This is a genomic window from Chryseobacterium kimseyorum, from assembly GCF_025971945.1.
Taxonomy (GTDB): Bacteria; Bacteroidota; Bacteroidia; order Flavobacteriales; family Weeksellaceae; genus Chryseobacterium; species Chryseobacterium kimseyorum.
In genome coordinates, this window is sequence record NZ_JAPDHW010000014.1 from 1 (window position 1) to 17839 (window position 17839).

The 17839-nt window shown below is 37.1% G+C and carries 16 protein-coding genes; 14 read left to right on the top strand and 2 right to left on the bottom strand.

Translation table 11 applies throughout. The features are described 5' to 3' along the window. Positions 1–260, top strand: a 260-nt coding sequence (locus OMO38_RS16330) for a hypothetical protein (protein WP_264751255.1), incomplete at its 5' end; no start/stop codon positions are given. Positions 261–283: 23 nt separating this feature from the next. Next, positions 284–925: a uracil-DNA glycosylase gene (locus tag OMO38_RS16335; protein WP_264751256.1), complete on the top strand. Its 642-nt coding sequence runs from the start codon at positions 284–286 to the stop codon at positions 923–925. On the opposite strand, the gene OMO38_RS16340 is transcribed toward OMO38_RS16335, so the two are convergent. Both OMO38_RS16340 and OMO38_RS16345 read right to left on the bottom strand, forming a co-directional pair. Further along, complete coding sequence (locus tag OMO38_RS16340) at positions 912–1307, bottom strand: hypothetical protein (RefSeq protein WP_264751257.1); 396 nt, start codon at positions 1305–1307, stop codon at positions 912–914. The genes OMO38_RS16335 and OMO38_RS16340 overlap by 14 nt on opposite strands. Positions 1308–1405: 98 nt before the next feature. Next, entirely contained in the window at positions 1406–1900 is a 495-nt protein-coding gene (locus tag OMO38_RS16345; RefSeq protein ID WP_264751258.1) for a DUF456 domain-containing protein, read from the bottom strand. A 130-nt stretch (positions 1901–2030) separates the two neighbouring features. Here OMO38_RS16345 and OMO38_RS16350 point away from each other — a divergent pair, with 130 nt between their 5' ends. The 12 genes from OMO38_RS16350 (at position 2031) to OMO38_RS16405 (ending at position 17727) form a co-directional block, all read left to right on the top strand. Next, positions 2031–3296, top strand: coding sequence for a mechanosensitive ion channel family protein (locus OMO38_RS16350; RefSeq protein ID WP_264751259.1), 1266 nt, complete (start codon positions 2031–2033; stop codon positions 3294–3296). 107 nt (positions 3297–3403) lie between these two features. Continuing rightward, positions 3404–4123, top strand: coding sequence for a pyridoxine 5'-phosphate synthase (locus tag OMO38_RS16355; RefSeq protein WP_264751260.1), 720 nt, complete (start codon positions 3404–3406; stop codon positions 4121–4123). A gap of 90 nt (positions 4124–4213) precedes the next feature. Continuing rightward, positions 4214–4999 (top strand): alpha/beta fold hydrolase, encoded by a 786-nt coding sequence (locus OMO38_RS16360; RefSeq protein ID WP_264751261.1) that lies wholly within the window; start codon positions 4214–4216, stop codon positions 4997–4999. Between the two features lie 116 nt (positions 5000–5115). Beyond that, positions 5116–5310, top strand: a complete 195-nt coding sequence (locus tag OMO38_RS16365; protein ID WP_264751262.1) for a microviridin/marinostatin family tricyclic proteinase inhibitor — start codon at positions 5116–5118, stop codon at positions 5308–5310. A gap of 84 nt (positions 5311–5394) precedes the next feature. Beyond that, positions 5395–6354, top strand: coding sequence for an MvdC/MvdD family ATP grasp protein (locus tag OMO38_RS16370; RefSeq protein ID WP_264751263.1), 960 nt, complete (start codon positions 5395–5397; stop codon positions 6352–6354). Beyond that, positions 6344–7351 carry an MvdC/MvdD family ATP grasp protein gene (locus OMO38_RS16375; protein WP_264751264.1) on the top strand — a complete coding sequence of 336 codons (1008 nt, stop codon included), beginning with the start codon at positions 6344–6346 and terminating at the stop codon, positions 7349–7351. The genes OMO38_RS16370 and OMO38_RS16375 overlap by 11 nt, the downstream gene beginning before the upstream one ends. A 6-nt stretch (positions 7352–7357) precedes the next feature. Continuing rightward, positions 7358–9514, top strand: coding sequence for a peptidase domain-containing ABC transporter (locus OMO38_RS16380; protein ID WP_264751265.1), 2157 nt, complete (start codon positions 7358–7360; stop codon positions 9512–9514). A gap of 279 nt (positions 9515–9793) precedes the next feature. Continuing rightward, entirely contained in the window at positions 9794–12619 is a 2826-nt protein-coding gene (locus OMO38_RS16385; protein ID WP_264751266.1) for a TonB-dependent receptor, read from the top strand. 4 nt (positions 12620–12623) lie between these two features. Next, positions 12624–13658 (top strand): phytase, encoded by a 1035-nt coding sequence (locus OMO38_RS16390; RefSeq protein WP_406567332.1) that lies wholly within the window; start codon positions 12624–12626, stop codon positions 13656–13658. 71 nt (positions 13659–13729) lie between these two features. Next, complete coding sequence (locus tag OMO38_RS16395; RefSeq protein ID WP_264751267.1) at positions 13730–14746, top strand: NAD-dependent epimerase/dehydratase family protein; 1017 nt, start codon at positions 13730–13732, stop codon at positions 14744–14746. After that, positions 14746–16506: an AMP-dependent synthetase/ligase gene (locus OMO38_RS16400; RefSeq protein WP_264751268.1), complete on the top strand. Its 1761-nt coding sequence runs from the start codon at positions 14746–14748 to the stop codon at positions 16504–16506. Before OMO38_RS16395 ends, OMO38_RS16400 begins: the two co-directional genes overlap by 1 nt. Before the next feature lie 162 nt (positions 16507–16668). Further along, positions 16669–17727, top strand: coding sequence for a diphosphomevalonate decarboxylase (locus OMO38_RS16405; protein ID WP_264751269.1), 1059 nt, complete (start codon positions 16669–16671; stop codon positions 17725–17727). Positions 17728–17839 lie beyond the last annotated feature (112 nt).

Below are 17839 nucleotides of genomic sequence, written 5' to 3' on the forward strand. Positions count from 1 at the left end.
GTATATATATTAATTATAGATTTTCAATTTCTCCTGACAGAAAAGAGATAGTTGAGATTACTGAGAAATATATTAATAATGGTTCAAAAGGCGGCAAATCGTATGAAATTTTTATTAAAACCAGATTTGACACGAATGAAAGACTGGAAATATCCCGAAGATTCTACGATGAGATTTCTAATATTAATCAAAATGTAGAACTCACTTTGTCGAAAGGTGTTTTAGGATATGATTATGTAAAAAAAATAGAAAAACATTAATTTTAAAAATTTAAATTAATCTTATGACCTGGACCGAAATTTTAGCCCCAATAAAAAGCACGCCTTACTTTACCAATCTTTGGGAGAAAGTAAAACAGGAATACGCTACCACGAAAGTTTTCCCTCCAAAAAATCAGATTTTTAGAGCATTGGAAATTACGCCTTTTGAGGATGTTGAAGTGGTAATCATAGGGCAGGATCCTTATCATAATGATTTTCAGGCTAATGGTCTGTGTTTCTCTGTTTCCGAACAGGTTACTGCGCCACCATCCCTGAAGAATATTTTTATAGAATTAAAAAGCGACCTTGGAGTTGAAAGAACTTCAAAAGAACTGGATGACTGGGGAAAACAGGGCGTTCTAATGCTCAATGCAACTTTGACGGTTCGCGCACATTCTCCGAATTCTCACAAAGATCTCGGTTGGGAAACATTTACCAATTATATCATCAAAGAAATTTCAGATAAAAAAGAAAATGTAGTCTTTGTTTTGTGGGGAGCTTTTGCACAGAAAAAAGCCGAACTCATCGATCCGGCTAAGCATTTTATTTTAAAATCGGCGCATCCGTCACCATTTTCGGTTTTTAAAGGTTTTTTTGGAAGTAAACCTTTCTCGAAAATCAACGAATATTTAGTTTCAAAAGGGAAAAAACCTATTTCGTGGTAGGGTTTTCTCCGCCTTTGGCAACAATAATTCCGATTCTGTATTTTCCTGCAAGTGATTTTGCTCCTTCACCTGAAGTGGCAGCGGGAGTAACTTCTACCAAAGAAATCGTATAACCGTTGAAAACGGTTGACTTGTGGTAATTCCTTCCTGTATTTTCTGTGGTTGCTAAAGGAATGGTCATAGGTCTTGTCGTGGTTCCCATAAACTCAACGTTGGCAACAGCAGCACCCTGCCAAACGCAGGTCACGCCTTCCGGACAACGGCTGTCTTCAGAAATGTTTTTGAACGTAACATTCATCTGATATTCAGGCAGGAATTTATTTTCTCCCTCGGCGAAATAAATGACCTTACCTTCAATTTTCTTGTTTCTGGATTCTTTCATGGTCACTTTTTCAGAGCTTTTGCTTTCTTTCTGCGCATTGCAGTTTGTTAAAAACACTAATGCGAAACTTGATAGTATAAATTTGTAAAACATATCTTTTAAATATAATCAGTTGTGATATCCAAAACTACAACAAATAACATTGCCAAACCAACGACAAGACTAAATCCTGTTCCGTAGATAAATCCTATAAAAGCTCCTTTCGTTGAGCGCAGTGCTTTATTCATATCTTTACTGTCGTGCAACAATTCTCCAATGAAAACTCCGGCAAACATTCCGATTAAAAAACCTAGTGGTATTGGAATGAAAAGCCCCACAATGGTTCCTATGATCGAGCCGATACTTCCCCAATTTGTTCCGCCATATTTCTTGTTGGTTTTTGCGGGAATTACATAATTCAGGACGGCAGAAGCTAAAGTAAGAATAACAAATGCCCAGATGTAGATCATGGACATGTCTGAATCTGTTCCGTATTTATAAATTAAAAGTCCACCAAGGCTTAAAACCAATCCCGGTAAAACCGGTAAAAAAGTTCCTAAAATCCCCAGAACAAGGAGGATGATGCTGATAATGCTTATTAAAGTTGTGTCCATTTTTTTTTCAGTTCAATGCAAGTTAAGAAAAAAGAAAGTTATTAAATTCAATTCAAATTTGGGATGATAATTGCTGATAATATTCGGATTCATCAACCAAAATCATTCCTAATTTCCTAAATTTGCGATAATGAAAGACGAAATAAAAGATACCAAAAGTTTTTTTCAGGAACTTAGCGAGCAGCTATACATTTATATCACGAAAATTTCACCGACGGGATTTGACTGGATTCTTCATATAGCTGTAAAGATGGCGTTGCTGGTTGGTATTTTCATGGTTTTAGATCTGCTTTTTAAAATCATTATCAACTATGTCTTCCGCTTTTTTCACAATGAGGAAAAATTTCCTGTTATAAAATCAATCTATCAGTCGCGTATTACCAATTCAGTCGCGCATTTTGTTGCTTTGGCAATCGTAGGCTCCGTGCATGAGTCCATATTTGTCGGAGCTCTGAAACAGACGACTATCTTCATTCATAGATCAGTTAATTTAGGATTGGTTCTTATTCTGGCAGGTATGCTTTACCGGTCATTAACAGGTTTTAGATATTTCTTTACAATAAAACAGGATTATTATAAAGTAATGGCCATCAACGCTATTTCTGAAACAGTAAAAATTCTGGGTATTTTTGTATTTTCAATTGTAAGTATCTGTGTGGTTTTCGGGATTAAAGGAACTACAATTGTAGGAAGTTTAGGAGCGATTACGGCAGTTCTGGTTTTGGTTTTCAGAGATACTATTTTAGGTTTTATCACCGGAATTCACGTTGCTACTTCCCGAAGTCTGAAGGTTGGCGACTGGATCGGGATCCCAAAATACAGTATTGAAGGAAATATTCTAGAAATCAATTTGCTGACTACAAAAATCACGAATTTTGATAAAACAATTTCCTCGATTCCTACGTACGACTTACTGACTACAGAGATTAAAAATCTTCAGGTCATGTCTGAATCGAATACGAGAAGAATTAAAAAATCGATCGTTTTTAATATTAATTCTTTTAAATTTCTAAATAATGAAGATATTGAGCGTTTAAAAGATATAAATCTTATTTCAGATTATTTAAATGAAAAAACCTCAGAAATTAATATTGAAAAAGCATCAATAGATCATAAAGACAAAGTCATCAACGGACGACAGTTAACCAACATTGGGGTATTCAGATACTATGCTCAGAAATATCTGGAAAATGATCCGGAGATAGACAAAGAAAGTCCAATCATGGTTCGCCAGCTGGAGATTACTACCCAAGGCCTACCAATGGAAGTCTACTGCTTCGCGAATGATTCAAAATGGGTAAAATTTGAACAGATTCAGGCAGATATTTTCGATCATCTTTTGGTGGCATCTAAAGAATTTGATCTTCAGATTATGCAGATTGGATTGCCTAAATAAAGTGAAATATTAGATCAATTAAAATATAAATTTTAAGTAATTAAATTTAAAAAATCCGATGAATTTCAGAAGCAGTCAGCTTCCAACAGTCATCATCCAACAACAATATGACAAAACTAAGTGTAAACATTAATAAAATTGCAACCATCAGAAACGCAAGAGGTGGAGAAACACCAAGCGTAACAGAAGCTGCAGTGAAAATTCAGGAATTTGGTGCTCACGGAATTACCATTCATCCAAGACCGGATGAGAGACACATTACCAGAAAAGATGTCTATGACCTGAAACCATTGGTTCATACCGAATTTAATATTGAAGGAAATCCGCACAGAGATTTTATCGATATGGTTTTGGAAGTGAAGCCTGAACAGGTTACTTTGGTTCCTGACGCTGATGACGCCATCACATCCAATGCAGGCTGGGATACGAAAAAGCATCTTGATTTTCTGACTGAAATTATTGGTGAATTTAAGAATGCTGGAATCAGAACTTCTGTTTTTCTGGATCCAACACCTGAATTGGTAGAATATGCTTTCAAATCGGGAGCTGACAGAATCGAGCTGTACACCGAAGCTTACGCTAAAGATTATGTAAAAAATAAAGAAGCGGCGATCAAATCTTATTATGATACCGCGGTTGTTGCCAATGAATTCGGTTTGGGAATCAATGCCGGCCACGATCTAAGCTTAGACAATTTAAAATATTTCGCAGACAACATTCCGAATTTACTGGAAGTTTCCATTGGACATGCTTTGGTTTCAGAAGCCTTGTACATGGGCATGGAAAATACGGTTCAGGCTTATCTGAAAAGATTGGCGAAGTGGTAATATGTCGGAAGCTAAGTGGTAGAAACCAGCATTTAAACAATGTAGTTACTAACATCCAGCATCCAGCTTTCATCCTTTAAAAAAATGTATATGGAAATTCTTCATTCAAAAATATTCGGCGAAAACCTTTCGTCAACACCACTTTTAGTATTTCACGGTTTGTTTGGAATGCTCGATAACTGGGGAAGCTTCGGGAAAGAACTGGGCGAATTTTTGCCGGTTCATTTAATTGACCTCAGAAATCACGGCCGGAGTTTTCATTCCGATGAGATGTCACATGATGACTTAGCAAACGACATTGCCAATTACATGAGTCATCACGGGATAGAAAAAGCCCACGTTTTAGGACATTCTTTAGGTGGAAAAGCCGTAATGCAGTTTGCATTGAATTATCCTGAAAAAGTTGAAAAACTCATCGTCGTAGATATTGCTCCAAAAGCCTATCCGCCGCATCACCAAGGCATCATTAAAGCCCTGGAAACGGTGAATTTTGATGAAATGAAATCTAGAGTAGAGGTTGAAAAAGTCTTAACAGAATATATTCCTGAAAAATCAACAATTCAGTTTTTGGCTAAAAATCTTTATTGGGAAGAAAACGGAGACACTAAAAAGCTCAACTGGAGATTTAATCTTAAAACACTCTCAGAAAAGTACAATCAGTTTGTATCAAACGCAATTAAATACGGAGTTTTCGAGGGTGAAACATTGTTTATAGCAGGCGAAAAGTCGAATTATATTTTACCTCAGGATAGCTTTGCTATCAGACAGCAGTTTCCGAAAGCCGAAATCGTAAAGGTGAGCAACGCTGCACATTGGGTTCAGGCGGATAATCCTGTAGAATTCAGTGAGGTAGTTAAAGAATTTCTTGGAATTTAATTACTGTTAAATGTTTTCACTTTAAAGGTTAAATTTTTCATAAACCCAATATTTTTTATTTCCTGATATAAATTTTTTGTAACTTAGTTCTATCAAATCAATAAAAAAAATGTGTTATGGAAAAGAAAAAGTTAAAAAAACCATTCTTTGCTTCATTTTTAGAAAATCAGATTAAAGATCCCAAAGAGGTGAAAGGTGGAAGCAGCAGCGTTGGAGCGACAAATCCTCTGCGCGACGGCATTACAAAACCTAGTCTCGACAGTCAGCAAACGATGAAATATCCGTCTGACGGTGACGAATCTACGGTATAAAAGCCGGTTCAATATTATTCATATTAACAAATTGATATTTGAGGAAACTTACCGCTAAGTTTCCTCTTTTTATAAAGGACTATCATGATTCTCTGCATTACCCATTCTCAGGATTTTTATACGGTTGATCTGTTCTTTGAGTATCTGTCTTCGAAGAATATTTCTTTTTACAGGCTCAATTCTGATCAGCTTAATCACAGTCAGAAGATAAATGTCAGTCCGAATTCTTTTACCATTACTGATCTTAACGGGAATACTATATATTCAAAAGACATAAAAGCAGTCTGGCACCGCAAAGCATGGAGGGTGAAGCCGCCAGAATATCTTGATGAAAGTTTCAGCGATATTTTTATCAGTGAATATGAAACACTCAAAACCAACCTTTTCAGTCTTTTGGAACATCTTCCGTGGATCAATCCTTTAGAAAACGAAAAAAAGATTGATGCCAACAAAATGCTTCAGCTTAGTATAGCAGAAAAAAATGGGTTAAAGATTCCTGAAACTCTTTTCTCGAACGATGAAGTTCAAATTCGAAATTTTTTGAATGAAAAATGCAACGGTAAAGCTGTTGCCAAGCTGCATGGCGTTTTGTCTAAAAACATGAGTGGAGAAAATATGGTTTCCACAATGATCATCGGTCAGTCGAATATTGAAAATCTTTCGGATGTCATTTACAGTCCGATGATTTTTCAACCGTATATTGAAAAAGAGTATGAACTCAGAATTGTGTATCTTGATGGTGAGTTTTTTGCTGGGAAAATCAACAACAGTGAAAATACCGACTGGCGTGTTACTCAGGAAAATTATTTCTGGTCTGTTGATCATCTTCCTCAGGATATCGAAATGAATCTGACATCTATGATGAAAGAGATGGAACTGTATTTTGGAGCCATCGATATGATTAAAAGTACAGATGGAGCGTATTATTTTCTTGAAGTCAATCCACAGGGAGAGTGGGGAATGCTGCAAAAAGAGCTCGGATTTCCTGTTGCAGAAAGAATCGCCGATCATCTTTTAAAAAGAATAGAAGACCATGAAGAATAAAATTTTAATTATAACCCATACTGAAGATAATTTCTCAATCGATAAAGTCACAGAATATATCGAAGCAAACGGTTTCGAGGTGATCCGTTTTGATGTTGACCTTTATCCTTTACACAATAAACTGAGCACAGGCTACCAAAATGGAAACTGGGAAAGCTTTCTGGAAAATGCTGATGGAAAATTCCGTCTTGATGACATCGCCACCGTTTGGTACAGACGTGCCTACAATATCGGAAATGGACTGAAAGAGGAACTTGAAGATAAGTTTTTCGGCGCTGCCATGGGCGAAATCAGAAATACACTTTTCGGATTTCTGGAATCTCTGGATTGCTATTCTCTCGGGAAACCGAGTGTTTACAGAAGACTGGACAGCAAAGAAGAACAGTTGAAAATAGCTTCTAAAATTGGTTTTAAAATACCTGAAACCTGCATCACGAATAATCCTGACGAAGCCAGAGCATTTATTGCCGAAAACAAAGATGTGATCACCAAGATGCAAACTGGTTTCGCGATCTACGAAGATGGTGTGGAAAACGTGGTTTTTACCAATCTTATTAATGAAGATAATTTAGAGGAACTGGATGGACTGATATACTGTCCGATGCAGTTTCAGAAGAAGATAGACAAGAAAAAAGAACTGCGTGTGACCGTTGTAGGACAGGATATTTACGCTTTTGAAATAGATTCTCAACAGTCTGAAGATGCGAAAGTGGACTGGCGTAAAGATGGTGTCAATCTTTTACAGAAATGGGTTAAGACTGATCTTCCGTCCGAAATCGAGAATAAAATCATCAGATTGCTCGATGTGTACAATGTTGATTACGGAGCCATTGATATTATTCTGTCGCCCGAAGATGAATATTATTTCATAGAAATCAATGCTGCCGGTGAATTTTTCTGGCTAGATAATTTAACCGAAGACAATCTGATCTCAAAAAGCATTGCCGATTTGCTGTGTCACAAAGCGCAAAGACGAGACAATACAGTTCTAATCTAAATTGACGTGGCAAAAATTACCTACTACAGACAGTTGGATTCGATGGACTGCGGACCAACCTGTCTCAGGATAATTACTCAATATTTCGGTAAAAAGTTTTCCTCCGAATACCTCCGGCTGATCACGTTTCAGTCGAGAACGGGTGTGAGTTTTCATGATCTGATTGCCGCATCACAGGAATTGCGTCTGGAAACTTTGGCAGTCGAAATAAGCTTCGGAAAACTGATGTCTGAAGCACCCAAACCCTGCATTCTTCACTGGAAGAACGATCATTTTGTTGTTCTTGTTCCTCAGCAAAAATCAGGAAAAATTACGGTAGCCGATCCAGAATATGGCAGACTTGACCTTAGTGAAGAAGAATTTAAAGAAAACTGGCTTCAGGAAAACAGTACGGGAAAAGCGCTTCTGTTTGAAACGACCGAAGCTTTTTTTCAGAAAAAGGAAGATCAATCTGTCAACGGATTTAAGTTTCTTTTTAAATATTTAAAGCCTCACCGCAAAGCTCTTATTTTTCTTCTTTTTACTTTGCTGATTACGAGTGTGATCACACTTATTTTTCCGTTTCTCACGCAGAATTTGGTTGATAAAGCCATTAAATTTAAAGATAAAAATCTTGTTTTAATGATTGTCGGCGCCCAGATTGTGCTCTTTCTGGGAAACAGTTTTATGGATCTGATCCGGAGCTGGATTATGCTTAAAGTCAATACAAAAGTCAACATCAGACTCATCAGCGATTTTATTGGCAAACTGATCCATCTGCCGGTGGCGTATTTTGAATCGAAAAGAGTAGGAGACATTCAGCAGCGTATACTTGATCATCAGAGAATAAGTTCGTTTCTGTCAACCAACACTTTGGCAATTCTTTTTTCATTTATCAATCTTTTGGTTTTCTCGGTTGTGCTCGGAACGTACAATCTCATTATCCTGATTTTGTTTTTCACATTCAGTTTTTTATCGGTTGTCTGGATTTTCATTTTTTTAAATAAAAGAAAAGTTTTAGACCAGAAAGAATTTATTCTCAACAGCCAGAATCAGAATATTTTAAATGAAATGGTTTTGGGAATGGCTGAGATTAAAATCAATCAGTCTGAAAACTTTCAGCAGGCAAAATGGGAAAATGTACAGCAAGAACTCTTTGAGCGGAACAAAAAAGCACTGAAACTTTCACAGTATCAGATGATCGGATCGGGTTTTATTTCTCAGCTTAAAAATATTCTGATCACCGGATTTTCTGCCTACGCCGTGATCGACGGAGATCTGACGCTCGGGATGATGCTTGCAATCAGTTTTATTGTGGGTCAGATGAATTCGCCTTTTGATCAGCTTTTATACGTTATTCAAATTACGCAGGATGCCAAATTAAGTCTGGAAAGGATAGCCGAAGTACACACCAAACCTGTAGAAAATACCCTTGAAGAAAGTCGCCAAACGATTAACAATGAAGACCTCGTTCTCGAAAATGTCGATTTTGGATTTGGTGATTTTCAGATTTTAAAAAATTTAAACGTAAAAATTCCGAAAGGCAAAATCACGGCAATTGTCGGCGAAAGCGGTAGCGGAAAAACAACATTATTCAAACTTTTGTTGAGGTTTTACGAGCCTGATCAGGGATCGATCACTTACGGTAACCAAAATCTATCTGAAATTCCTCTTGCTGACTGGCGTGAAACCACCGGAACAGTAATGCAGGAAGGCTTTATTTTCTCAGACACGATCCGCAAAAACATAACGTTGAAAAGTGATAATATTGATGAAAATCTGTTGACTTACGCAGTGAAAATTGCGAATCTGGAGAAATTTGTACAGAAGCATCCTCAGGGTCTGGATACTTTGGTGGGAAACGACGGAATAAACTTGAGCACAGGGCAGAAGCAGCGTATTTTAATCGCCCGGTCAGTATACAGAAATCCGGATATTTTTCTTCTTGATGAGGCCACAAGTGCACTGGATACTCAGAATGAAAAGGAAATCATGGAAAACCTTTTTGAATTTTTTCAGGGAAAAACAGTTTTGATAATTGCGCACAGACTCAGCACTGTAAAAAATGCAGATCAGATATTGGTACTTCATGACGGAACTTTTGTAGAAAGTGGAAATCATCAGGAATTGCTTGAAAAGAAAAGCTACTATTATAATCTGGTCAGCAATCAGCTCGGAATCTGATGTTCTACTGCGTTCTTATTGAAGAAAAGAACTTAGTCATTGATATATTCAAAATTTTCTATGTTATTTGATGTAACTTTCTTATTGTTAGTTTGTTATTCGCCTGAAATTCTTCAAATCTTATTAATCATTAAGTTTTTTTTAATCAAACAATAACATACTGTTTACAAATGGTCTAATTTACAGGCTTTTCGTAAAGGTTTGTTCATCTAATCATAAGGTTGTATTAAACGGTAACAGTCGTGATTCTTCTAGTTTTGTGCTATCAAAATTTTAACTATGAAGAAAGTTTTATGCACTGTTTTGCTTTGTGCTTCCATGATTGTTTTCGCGCAGAAAGGAACAGTCTCAGGAAATATCAACGATAATTCTCAGATTGCACTGCCGGGTGCGAAAATTACTTTAAGTCCGGGTAATATTTTTACGGTTTCAGATGAGCACGGTAACTTCGTGTTTTTGGATGTGCCATCCGGAAATTACACATTACAGGTTGATTATATAGGATATGGTAAGAAGGAAATTCCCATAGCTGTAGATTCAGAAAAGAATACAAAACAGAATATTGTTTTTGGCAGAAAAGAACAGTTGATTTCTGAGGTGAAAATAAAAGGAATTGCCCTGCAGAACCAAGCCCGTGCTCTGAATAAACAGAAAAGCAACGCGAACATTACGAACGTCATTTCAGCGGATCAAATGGGAAAATTTCCCGATGCCAATATTGGTGACGCTCTGAAAAGGGTGCCCGGAATCACCATGCAGAATGATCAGGGCGAAGCGAGAAATATTATCATCAGAGGTTTGGCACCTGAACTGAATTCCGTAACCTTAAACGGAAACAGAATTCCGTCAGCAGAAGGTGATAACAGAAATGTGCAGATGGATTTGATTCCATCGGACATGATTCAGATTGTTGAAGTGAATAAAACGCTGACTTCCGATATGGACGGCGATGCTATTGGTGGCTCTGTAGACTTGATCACCAGAACCGCAGCGGCTAAGGAGAGAATTTCAATTTCTACGGCTTCAGGTTACAATCCCATTCGTTCAAAAGCTCTGTTTGCTGACAGTTTTGTTTACAGCAACAGGTTTGCCGGCGGAAAATTAGGATTGGTTTTAAATGGTTCTTACAATAACAATGATTACGGTTCTGATAATGTGGAAGGCGTCTGGGCAAAAGATGACGCGGGAAATATCTACATGGAAGAAATGGATATCCGAAAGTATGATGTAAAGCGTGAAAGAAAAAGCGTAGGAACAGATCTTGATTTTAAATTTAATGATAAAAACAACATCAGAATTTCAGCTTTGTATAACTGGAGAGACGATTGGGAAAACAGGTGTCGATTAAGATTTAAAGATATCGAACCGATTTATTCTGATGCAGCAGAAACAAACATTTCAGGCTTTAATGCGGTACTGAACCGTGAAACCAAAGGTGGAATCAATAATAAATTAAATGATGCAAGACGTCTCGAAAGACAGATTATGCAGAATTATTCGATTGTCGGAAATCACGTCATCGGCAGCAAACTGGAAATGGATTGGGGTGCCTCTTACTCAAAAGCAGAAGAGCAGAGACCGGAAGAAAGATATATTTCATACGAAGCTGAAAATGCTGATAACGGAGAAAGCATTAGCTTAGGAAGTAATTTTTCTACAAAAAAGCCGATGTTTATGATTCAGAATCAAGTAGGGCTCGATCAATATGCTTTTGATGGATTAAGCCAGCAAAACGGCTTAACTTATGAAGAGGAAATCACAGGAAGATTGAATTTCAGAGTACCGTTTTCTATTATTGAAGATCAGAAAGGCCGTTTGAGATTTGGTGGAAAAGCCAGATTAAAATTCAAAAAGCGTGAAAATGATTTCTTCTCTTATGAACCTGCCGGAAATTTTATGGATCATTTAGGACAGGCTGATCTTGTTAATTGGAATGGTAGATTTAATCCCAACTCAGCTTACGCTCCGGGATTTTTTGCCAGCAATACCTATTTGGGGAATCTAAACTTAAACTCTTCAGCATACGAGCAGTCAAGTGAGCCTTCAGAATTCCTTTCAGAAAATTATTCTGCAAATGAAAAGATCTACGCGGGATATCTGAGATGGGACCAAAATTTTACCGATCAGCTATCAATGATTGTCGGAGTCAGAGTTGAAAACACACAGATCGATTATACCGGAAACGTGGTGGAAGACGAGGAAAATCTGACGGGAAGCAGAAATATCGAAAGTCAGTACACCAACTGGTTGCCGAGCATCGCATTCAAATACGCTCCCAACAAGGATGTAGTTTTGAGAGCTGCTTATTCCACAGCTTTGGCAAGACCAAGTTATTATAAAATTTCTCCGTACGTCAATATTTTACCGAATGACAGAGTGGTTTCTGCTGGTAATCCTGATTTGAAAGCTTCTTATGCTCACAATTACGATGTAATGGGAGAATATTATTTTAAATCGGTCGGAATCTTGTCTTTGGGCGGTTTCTATAAGAAAATAAACAATTTTATTTACGATTACAGAGATCAGAGTTTCAATAGAGAGAAATTTGCACAGATGTTTCCGGATATCTCGAATACTTTAGAAGACGGACAGAATTACACCTTGGTATTGCCACGCAACGGTGAGTCGGTTCAGGTGTATGGTTTTGAAGCTGCGGTACAGAGACAGCTTGATTTCCTTCCGGGCTTTCTTTCACATTTTGGAGTTTATTTAAATTATACTTACACCAAATCCAAGGCAAAAGGCGTTTACAATGCGGATGGAGATTTAAGAACGAACGTGATGTTACCGGGAACGGCACCTCATATGTTTAATTCATCGTTATCTTGGGAGAACAAAAAATTCACAGCGAGACTGTCACTGAATCATGCGGCAGCTTATCTTGATGAGTTTGGTTCTACAGATTTTGAAGACCGTTATTATGATAAACAAACGTTCTTAGATGCTAATGTTTCCTACGCGATTACAGGTTTTATGAGAGTTTTTGCGGAAGCCAATAACTTAACCAATCAGCCGTTGCGTTATTATCAGGGTGAGAAAAACAGAACCATGCAGATGGAATATTATATGCCGAGATATACGGTGGGATTAAAATTTGATTTTTAATAAAATGAATAAAAGAATATCTATCAAAAATAGTTTTGCTGTGCTTGGAATGTTGGCTATGCTAACTTCCTGTTCAGTATTTAAAAATAATAAAAATGCTTTAAAGCCTGACATTGTTACAGAAAAAGTAATGTTCGATACCGATGACCCAGCCATCTGGATCAATCCTGATGACGCGTCGAAAAGCATTATCGTAGGAACAGACAAACAAACCGGCGGCGGATTGTACGCTTTCGATCTGGAAGGAAAAATCCTCAATAAAGTAACAGGATTGGGTCGTCCCAATAATGTGGACATTGGATACGGACTTTCTCTTAATGGAAAATCCATAGATTTTGCAGTAGTTACAGAACGCGATACGGATAAAGTAAGAATTTATTCGGTGCCTGATTTAAAGGAAATTGGTGAATTTTCAGTTTTTGATGGAGAGGAGCTCCGTTCACCAATGGGAATTTCTTTATACAAAACTCCTGAATCTAATGAGATTTATGTGATTGTTGGAAGAAAAACCGGCCCTAGTGGTCAATACCTGTGGCAGTATAAACTTTCTGATGACCAGGGTAAAATCAAAGCTGAGGTTGTGAGAAAATTCGGACAGTTCAGCGGATTGAAGGAAATAGAAAGTATTGCTGTTGATGCAGAATTAGGTTTTATTTATTATTCCGATGAAATGTTCGGCGTGCACATTTATCAGGCAGATCCGGCAAAAGGTGATGAGGAAATTTTATTGTTTGGAAAGGGAGATTTTAAAAGAGATATCGAAGGAATTTCTATTTATCCGACAGAACCCGGGAAAGGATATATTTTAATTTCCAATCAGCAGGCAGATACTTTCAATGTTTATCTGAGAGAGAATCCTGCAAAAGGAAAAATTGCAGAAATACCATTCTCAACTAGTGAAAGTGACGGTTCTGATGTTACCGCAATCCCATTAGGAGACCGTTTTCCGAAAGGCGTTTTTGTAGCGATGAGTAACGGGAAAGTTTTTCATTATTACGATTGGCGCAAAATTGAAGAGCAAATAAAAAAGGCGCAATAATTTTTTTTACACAATTTTGATCTTAAGTCCTGTTTCAGAAATGAAGCAGGATTTTTCATTATATTTGTCGCATGATTTTCGTAACAGGTGCTACAGGAATTTTAGGCAGAGTAATCGTTTTGGAACTTTTGAAAAAAGGTGAAAAAGTGCGTGCTGCAAAAAGACCGTCTAGCAACATCAGCGAAGTAAGACATTCTTATCAGTTTTACACTGAAAATTCCGAAGCTTTTTTCAGGCAATGTGAATGGGTCGATGTTGATTTTGATGATATTCATGCAGTCGAAGCTGCCCTGAAAGATGTTACCGAAGTCTATCACTGCGCTGCAAAGGTGAGTTTTCATCCAAAAGATGAAAAGGAAATGAATCACACCAACATCAAAGGGACAGAAAATTTACTTTTCGCCTGCGAGGGTTCCGGTGTTCAGAAATTTATGCATGTGAGTTCGATTGCGGTTTTAGATAGTTTTAATGATCAGAGAGAGTTGGATGAAGATTCAGACTTTAATCCTAAAATTGAGCATTCGGCGTATGCCATTTCAAAATATCTTTCTGAAATGGAAGTTTGGAGAGCTTCTGCCGAAGGTTTAAATACTATTATCATCAATCCCGGAATGATTATCGGAACCGGAAATTGGGGAAAAAGCAGCGGCGATATATTTCCAACCTTTGAGAAAAACGCTTTTACATTTTCTGGCGGATCAAACTATGTAGACGTTCGGGATGTTGCAAAAATCGCCATTGATTTAATGGAGAGAAATAAATTCGGAGAACGGTTTATTTTGATCTCTGAAAACAAAAAATATACAGAAATCGGGAACCAGATCAGAAGAAAATTAGGTTTGAAAGATGCGAGCATTCTTTCCAACGGAATCCTCAATACGGGAAGATGGCTTAACATCTTTTTTGGATGGTTGATTCCGCAACTGAAAATGGCAACCAAAACCAATATTGAAGCGGTGACTTCTTCAAGCGTTATTTCAAATAAAAAAGTGAAAGAAGTTTTAAATTTTGAATTTATTCCCGTTCAGGAAAGCGTAGATTTTCATCTCAACAATTATATTAACGACAAAAAGCTGACTAATAAGTAATGAATCTTGCAGAGGCAATTATCAGTAAAAATGCTGAAAAACATCCGTATAAATCAGCTGTTGGTTTTAAAAAGAAAGAAGGATGGAAAGAATTGAGTTGGAAAAAATTCAGCGAAATTATTTACAAAACCGCAAACGCATTAAAAAATAACGGAGTAGAAGACAACGACAAAGTCGCCATCTACGCAGATAATTCTGCAGAATGGCTGATTTTTGATTTGGCAGCAATGTCTATCGGAGCCATTACGGTTCCCATTTATTCTACCAATAATGCCGAACAGGCAGAATACATCATCAATGATTCTCAGGCGAAAATTATTTTGGTTGGAAATCAGGCTCAGTATGATGCCTCTTTTGAAATTGTTCAGAAAGAAAACAGTCTTCAGACTATTATCGTTTCTAAAAAAGCAGTTTGGGTAAAAAAAGAACACACTTTTTATTTAGAAGATTTCATTGCCAAATCTTCCCCGAAACTTGAGATTGTCAAAAAAGAGTTTGATGACTTGGCAACGATTATCTATACCTCAGGAACTACCGGAACGCCGAAAGGTGTGATGCTTACGCACGGAAATTTCATCAAGGCTTTCGATGCTCATTTTGAATTTTTTAAGTTTAAAAATTTCGAGGAGGAACTTTCATTAGCCTTCCTGCCTCTTACTCACGTTTTCGAAAGATGCTGGAGTTTACTGTGTTTGTATGGTGGCGCAAGAGTATACTTTCTGGAAGATCCGAAAGATATTGCAAAAACATTGGTTGAGGTAAAACCAACGATGATGTGTGCAGTTCCGAGATTTTTTCAGAAAATCTATGCCGGAGTCAACGAGATGGCGGCAGAATCGTCATCATTAAAAAAGAAAATTTTCAATTGGGCTTTGGAAGTTGGTAAAGAAACCGCCGAGCTCAGAAGAAAAGATAATGCGATTCCTTTTGGTTTAAAATTAAAAGAATCTTTAGCGGAAACATTGGTTTTTGGTAAAATCAAACAGAAAATTGGTGGCCGACTGTGGTTTCTGCCTTGTGGCGGAGCTTCTCTGTCACCGGAAGTTACTCAGTTTTTCGAGTCGGTAGGAATTCATGTAACCGTTGGTTACGGATTGTCAGAAACTACCGCAACTCTAACAGCGTTTCCATTTACGAAATTCGAGCATGGATCTTGTGGAAAACCTTTGCCAGGCGTTGAAATCAGAATTGGTGAAAACGACGAAATTCAGGCGAAAGGAAATGGCGTGATGAAAGGCTATTACCAAAAACCTGAAGAAACTGAAAAAGTTTTCACGCAGGATGGTTGGTTTAAAACCGGCGATGCCGGAAAGTTTGATGACCACGGAAATCTTTTCATTACCGACCGAATTAAGGATTTAATGAAAACGTCCAACGGAAAATACATTTCACCACAACAAATCGAAAATGTTCTGACGAATAATAATTTTATCAGTCAGATTGTTCTGATAGCTGAAGGCAGACAGTTCGTTTCAGCACTGATTGTTCCGAATTTTGAGTTTTTAAAGGATTATGTGAGCAAAAATAATATTCCGTTTACCAATTGGGAAGACGCCGTTCAGAAGAAAGAAATCATTGATTTATATAAAGATAAAATAAAAGAATTGCAGCACGAACTTTCGGATTATGAAAAGGTGAAAAAGTTCACTTTAATGCCTTCAGAATTTGAAATCAGCAGCGGGGAAATAACGCCGACATTGAAAGTGAAAAGAGCTGTGGTTCTGAAAAAATATGCCGATTTAATTGAAAAAATGTATTAAGTTTTAAGCGAGCCCTGAAAGGGCGGTAATCAACAGCATTGGATGAGGCTCAATGCTTACATAAACTAGATTTTATAAAATCAGCCCTGAAAGGGCGAAATCAATTTTGTGAGATGCGTAAATAGTCGCTTACAAAAAAATAAAATTTTTATATTTTAAATTATGACAACACAAGAATTCTTGGGAAAAGAAAATTTTAATATACAATCAACAGCAGTTTCAGAAAGCTGTCCTTCTAATATTGCCTTGATTAAATACTGGGGAAAATACAAAGATCAGATTCCCGCCAATCCAAGCATCAGCTACACTTTAAATCACTGTAAAACCAATACAACAATTGAATTTTTTGCCAATGAATCATTTTCTGTTCAGACTTTTCTGTCCGGAAATGAAGAAGTGAATTTTGCCGAAAAAATAGAAAAATATTTTAAAAATATCGAACAGTATCTCCCTTGGATTTTAAAAGGGAAATATATCATTAAAACGGAGAACACCTTTCCCCACAGTTCAGGAATTGCAAGTTCAGCTTCAGGCTTTGGTGCGATCGCCAAATGTCTGATGAAGTTAGATGAAACATTTTCAGGTAAAAATTCTGAAGAAGAATCGCTACAAAAAGCATCATTTTTAGCAAGATTAGGTAGTGGAAGCGCATGCAGAAGCCTTTACAACGGATTGGTTGTGTGGGGAGAATCTGATGAAGTAAACGGAAGTTCAGATTTATTTGCCGTAAAATATGCTGATGACGAAATTCATCCGATATTCAAAGATTTCAATGACTGGGTTTTATTGATTCATGAAGGCGTAAAAAGTGTTTCTTCAACAGTCGGACACGGTTTGATGAATACCAATCCTTACGCTGAAAGAAGATTTCAGGAAGCGAGAGAGAACTTTGTTCCGATGAAAGGAATCTTGAAGAGCGGTGATCTCACGGGCTTTATTAAATTGGTGGAACACGAGGCGTTGACGCTTCATGCGATGATGATGATGAGTGATCCTGCTTTTATTTTAATGAAAACCGGAACCTTAGAAGTCATCAATAAAATCTGGGATTTCAGAAGAGAAACAGAACTGCCATTATTCTTCACTTTGGATGCAGGAGCAAACGTTCACCTCTTATTTCCAAATGATGGGTCAGAAGAACAAATAAAATCTTTTATTGAAAGTGAATTACTGCAACACACTCAGAAGAATGGAGTAGTGAAGGATGTGATGAAATTTTAGTAATCTCAATATTAACAAAAGCGGACTTAGGTCTGCTTTTTTTTGCATTAACTTGATATTTTTGTGATGGATTATTAATCAATTTATTGCTTAAATACATATTTTGTTTGTC

What these genes read in the sequence shown, in the direction of transcription:
- OMO38_RS16335 (WP_264751256.1), top strand. Translation starts at nt 284, where the DNA reads ATGACCTGGACCGAAATTTTAGCCCCAATAAAAAGCACGCCTTACTTT.
- OMO38_RS16340 (WP_264751257.1), bottom strand. Translation starts at nt 1,307, where the DNA reads ATGAAAGAATCCAGAAACAAGAAAATTGAAGGTAAGGTCATTTATTTC.
- OMO38_RS16345 (WP_264751258.1), bottom strand. Translation starts at nt 1,900, where the DNA reads ATGGACACAACTTTAATAAGCATTATCAGCATCATCCTCCTTGTTCTG.
- OMO38_RS16350 (WP_264751259.1), top strand. Translation starts at nt 2,031, where the DNA reads ATGAAAGACGAAATAAAAGATACCAAAAGTTTTTTTCAGGAACTTAGC.
- OMO38_RS16355 (WP_264751260.1), top strand. Translation starts at nt 3,404, where the DNA reads ATGACAAAACTAAGTGTAAACATTAATAAAATTGCAACCATCAGAAAC.
- OMO38_RS16360 (WP_264751261.1), top strand. Translation starts at nt 4,214, where the DNA reads ATGGAAATTCTTCATTCAAAAATATTCGGCGAAAACCTTTCGTCAACA.
- OMO38_RS16365 (WP_264751262.1), top strand. Translation starts at nt 5,116, where the DNA reads ATGGAAAAGAAAAAGTTAAAAAAACCATTCTTTGCTTCATTTTTAGAA.
- OMO38_RS16370 (WP_264751263.1), top strand. Translation starts at nt 5,395, where the DNA reads ATGATTCTCTGCATTACCCATTCTCAGGATTTTTATACGGTTGATCTG.
- OMO38_RS16375 (WP_264751264.1), top strand. Translation starts at nt 6,344, where the DNA reads ATGAAGAATAAAATTTTAATTATAACCCATACTGAAGATAATTTCTCA.
- OMO38_RS16385 (WP_264751266.1), top strand. Translation starts at nt 9,794, where the DNA reads ATGAAGAAAGTTTTATGCACTGTTTTGCTTTGTGCTTCCATGATTGTT.
- OMO38_RS16390 (WP_406567332.1), top strand. Translation starts at nt 12,624, where the DNA reads ATGAATAAAAGAATATCTATCAAAAATAGTTTTGCTGTGCTTGGAATG.
- OMO38_RS16395 (WP_264751267.1), top strand. Translation starts at nt 13,730, where the DNA reads ATGATTTTCGTAACAGGTGCTACAGGAATTTTAGGCAGAGTAATCGTT.
- OMO38_RS16400 (WP_264751268.1), top strand. Translation starts at nt 14,746, where the DNA reads ATGAATCTTGCAGAGGCAATTATCAGTAAAAATGCTGAAAAACATCCG.
- OMO38_RS16405 (WP_264751269.1), top strand. Translation starts at nt 16,669, where the DNA reads ATGACAACACAAGAATTCTTGGGAAAAGAAAATTTTAATATACAATCA.